The 4,282-nt window shown below is 41.2% G+C and carries 4 protein-coding genes; all 4 read right to left on the bottom strand.

Annotated features, from left to right (window positions below):
- A partial coding sequence (locus WBM60_RS14590) for a phosphotransferase (RefSeq protein ID WP_424283259.1) occupies window positions 1-473 on the bottom strand: 473 nt, incomplete at its 3' end.
- 8 nt (window positions 474-481) lie between these two features.
- Entirely contained in the window at window positions 482-1,693 is a 1,212-nt protein-coding gene (locus WBM60_RS14585; protein WP_424283258.1) for an acyl-CoA dehydrogenase family protein, read from the bottom strand.
- A 28-nt stretch (window positions 1,694-1,721) separates the two neighbouring features.
- On the bottom strand, window positions 1,722-2,498 hold the full coding sequence (locus tag WBM60_RS14580; RefSeq protein WP_424283257.1) for an SDR family NAD(P)-dependent oxidoreductase: 777 nt from the start codon (window positions 2,496-2,498) through the stop codon (window positions 1,722-1,724).
- Between the two features lie 65 nt (window positions 2,499-2,563).
- The coding region (locus WBM60_RS14575) for an acyl-CoA dehydrogenase (protein WP_424283256.1) at window positions 2,564-4,282 on the bottom strand (1,719 nt) is incomplete at its 5' end.

Below are 4,282 nucleotides of genomic sequence, written 5' to 3'. Positions count from 1 at the left end.
GCCTTATAGTCTACATTATGCAGTTCCACATAGGCATCCAACCAGGTATCTGCTATCGTTTTAAATGCATCAGGAGCCAGTTGGCGCTCTTTGGCCTCATTGGCTGTCAGAATTATTCCGTCAACTTTATTCATGATATAAAAAGGGGCTCCTAATATCTCCACATCTTCTGAAAACGCATAAGGTTCAGGGGTTTTATCGAATACTTTATGAAGATTGTTTAGCACCTTAAATTCCCTACCCATATTATGACCGCGTTTTGGCGCCGCAAACGGCGGACGGCGGAGAACGTATTCCTTTTCCTCTATTTTTAAGAGATAAGTGAGATTTGAATAACCATTATAAAATTGCCTGATGATCAAATCACTTTTTTCATCATTGATCAAATTGCATTGCAACAGGAACTTTTTCAAGTTCTTCTCATGAAGCTCTTCTCCTTTTCTCACAGTTTTGGTCAGTTCCTTTTCCCGCATTGCCAGTCTTATGTGTATTTTTTTATTGTGTTTTTTCCCAATTGACTTAAGTGAACCTCATCCGGGCCATCGGCCAGCCTCAAGGTTCTGGCAGAGGCATAAAAATGCGCCAATGGGGTATCTCCACAAACACCCTTTCCCCCCATTATCTGAATGGCCCTATCAATCACTTTTAAGGCCATATTTGGAGCTACTATCTTAATCATGGCAATCAGGTCTTTTGCCTCCTTGTTTCCAACCTTATCCATTTTATCTGCTGCTGAGAGAACCAGCAGACGTGTTTGTTCTATTTCACAACGAGAATGTGCAATTTCCTGACGAATACTACTATAGGTATCTAAAGTTCTGCCAAACGGACTTCGTTCAGAGGCCCTTTGAGACATTAACTCAAGGGAACGTTGCGCCATTCCTATTAAGCGCATGCAATGGTGTATTCTTCCCGGACCCAAACGGCCCTGGGCTATCTCAAATCCTCTCCCTTCACCTAGAATAAGATTGCTCTTTGGTACACGTACTTTGTTTAATACAATTTCTGCATGTCCTTCCGGAGTATCATGGTATCCAAAAACACTAAGAGGTCTTATAACTTCCAGGCCGGGAGCATCCATCGGAATCAAAATCATGCTGTGTTGCAGGTGGCGGGGTGCATCAAAACTGGTCTTACCCATTACTATGGTGATCCTGCAATTAGGGTCCATAGCACCTGAAGACCACCATTTTTTACCTGTTACTACATAATCATCTCCATCTGCTACAATAGACGTCTCAATATTTGTGGCATCGGAAGAAGCCACGTCGGGTTCTGTCATCAAAAATGAAGATCTGATTTCGCCCTGCATTAAAGGCTGCAACCATGTTTCCTTCTGTTCAGAAGTCCCGTATTTCGCCAAGACCTCCATATTACCTGTATCGGGGGGACTACAATTAAATACTTCTGAGGACCATAGTATCCTTCCCATGATCTCGGCCAATGGGGCATATTCCAAATTTGTCAATCCCGGACTTAGGGCTCTATAACCCACAGGTAAAAATAAATTCCAAAGTCCCTTAGCTTTGGCTTTTTCTTTCAATGCCTCAAGGCCCGGCCATTTTTTCCAAATATTGGCTGGGTCTCTATGGAAAGTTTCCACTTCCTCCTGTACCGGTATTAAATGCGTAGCTATAAATAGCTTAAGTTTTTCCTGGAAAGCAACGGATTTTTCGCTGTATTCAAAATTCATAGTATTAATTTTAATCAGTAATCAAATTTTAACCGGAAATTAAATACCCCCCGTCTGCTACATATACGCCACCTGTCATATAAGATCCTGCATCTGATGCCAGCAGCATGACCATACCGGCCATTTCTTCGGGAGCAGCTATCCGACCCAGTGGTAAAGCCTTTGTTAATCCGGCAACCAACTTGTCATTTGTCCATAATCCTTCGCTAAATTTGGTCTTGATCAGGCCAGGACAAAGTACGTTTGCTCTAACCCCATAGCGGCCCCATTCTTTAGCCTGATTTTTCGTTAGCATTATCAAAGCAGATTTGGTGGCGCTGTACAATCCTAATCCAAATCCGGGGGTTATTCCCTCTACCGATGAAATATTAATGATGCTACCACTACCCTTTTCCTTCATGTGGGGCAGGACCAGATTAGAAAGGATCCAGGGCGCCTTGACATTCACATTCATTATCTTATCAAAGACGGCTTCGTCTGAGCCCTCCAGAGGACCATAATAGGGGTTTATGGCCGCATTGTTTACTAAAATGTCTATGCTTCCAAAATGTTCAATGGTCTTGGAAATAAGTATTTTACGTTGTTCAGAATCGCCAATATGGCATTGTATTCCAATCGCCTCAAGGCCGTCTTCCCTAAATTCAGCAGCAACTTCGTCAACTGCAGCCTGTTTCCGACTGCTAACTACCACTTTGGCACCATTTTCAGCCAGCCCTCTGGCAATAGACTTTCCTATTCCTTTACTTGATCCGGTGACAATAGCGACTTTTCCACTCAGGTCAAATTTAGATTTTATACTACCCATCGTTAATTTTAGCTTATTTTATTCAAATTGGTATTTCTTCGGCCCTTAATGCCTATTGACTTCCTTTAGGTAAACAACTGATTTTCATTAGCTGTAGTCAACACATGTTTATCCATTAAAACCTCAGCCAATGCCTTTGTTTTAGGAATTTCATATTTAAAATAAAATTTCATCGCAGAGATCTTACTTTCATAGAATGCAGAAGAATATTTGGTGTCACTCAAAACCATAGCATTTTGAGATTTAACAGCAATTTCCAACCACAACCAGCCTACCACAATATTTCCAAAAAATTCCATGAAAACTGTGGCATCTGATAAAAACCGTTCATAATCACCTTTTTTAGCAAATTGCATTAGAAATTGAAGCACTTCCTGAGTCAGTTTTAGTGTATCATCCAGTTTTTGGGCATAGGGTTTCAGATCTTCGAATTTAGAAGCATCCTGTATACTATTCATGATTTCATCAGACAACAACTTTACACCTTTGCCATTATTCATGGTCATCTTTCTTCCCAGGAGATCCAATGACTGAATACCTGTAGTTCCTTCGTAAATTGAAAAAATTCGGATGTCTCTATAATATTGTTGCAGGATAAAATCTGAACAAAACCCATAACCTCCAAGAACCTGAAGGCCATTACTTACAGAGAGCAAACCCATCTCCGAAGGATAGGTTTTAGCAATTGGCGTAAGCATTTCAAGTAAATACGAGTATTTTTCCCTTTCTTCCGGATCTGAATGAGTTTGAGACAAATCATGGAATTTAGAGGAAAGTAATATCAAGCTCAATGAACCTTCTGCAACAACCTTTTGCAGCATAAGCATTCGTTTTACATCCGGATGATTTATTATAAGGGTTTGTTCCTGACTCACGTCTTTCTTACCTGTATTCGTCAGATTGCGGCCTTGAGGCCTTTCTCTTGCATAAGACAAAGATGCCTGAAAAGCGGCCATGCTTATGGCAGCAGCGCCACGTCCTACAGCAATCCGGGCGCCGTTCATCATCATGAACATATACTTTAATCCCTGATTGGGTTCCCCAACAAGCCACCCCTTACAATCGTCATTATGTCCAAAGAAAAGATGCGTCGTACAATATCCTTTTTGACCCATTTTTTCAAAATCAGCAAAAGTAGTCACATCATTAGAAACAAGTTCACCATTGGCTGATTCCCTGTTTTTAGGAACAACAAATAAAGAAATTCCCTTTGTACCGGCGGGAGCGCCTTTAATTCGGGCCAATAATAAGTGAACAATATTTTCAGCGCCTTTATAATCTCCCCCAGATATAAATATTTTCTGCCCTGAAATGTTATAGCCGTCTTCGGTCGGTTCAGCTGAAGTTATAATATCTGATAAAGAACTTCCTGCCTGGGGTTCAGTCAGGCACATGGTTCCAGTCCAATCGCCTGTAAGCATTTTTGGAACGAATTTATCATTAAGCTCTTTACTGCCAAATTTTTCAATCAACTCTGCTGCACCAAGGGTCAATCCAATGTAACCCGGTAAATGATTATTAGCTGTTTCCTGGATATAAGCCGAGGCAGTAACCACCATTCCCGGTAGTTGCATCCCACCGATTTCATAGTCAAACAGTCCGGAAACAAGTCCCATTTCCCCACCTTTTTTGATGTAATTTTTTACCTGTGGATGGACAATTATTTCTCCATCTTCAAAACGGGCAGGCTGCTCGTCCATTTCACGAAAAAATGGGAACATCTCCCTGTCTGAAAAATCCTTGACCGCATTTAAAAAAAGGCCTATGGATTCCTGATCATAGTC

This window comes from Eudoraea sp., assembly GCF_049669105.1.
Classification (GTDB): domain Bacteria; phylum Bacteroidota; class Bacteroidia; order Flavobacteriales; family Flavobacteriaceae; genus Eudoraea.
This window is presented reverse-complemented; position numbering and strand designations above follow the sequence as displayed.

Coding starts and splice junctions, on each gene's coding strand:
- WBM60_RS14585 (WP_424283258.1), bottom strand. CDS start 1,693: ATGAATTTTGAATACAGCGAAAAATCCGTTGCTTTCCAGGAAAAACTT.
- WBM60_RS14580 (WP_424283257.1), bottom strand. CDS start 2,498: ATGGGTAGTATAAAATCTAAATTTGACCTGAGTGGAAAAGTCGCTATT.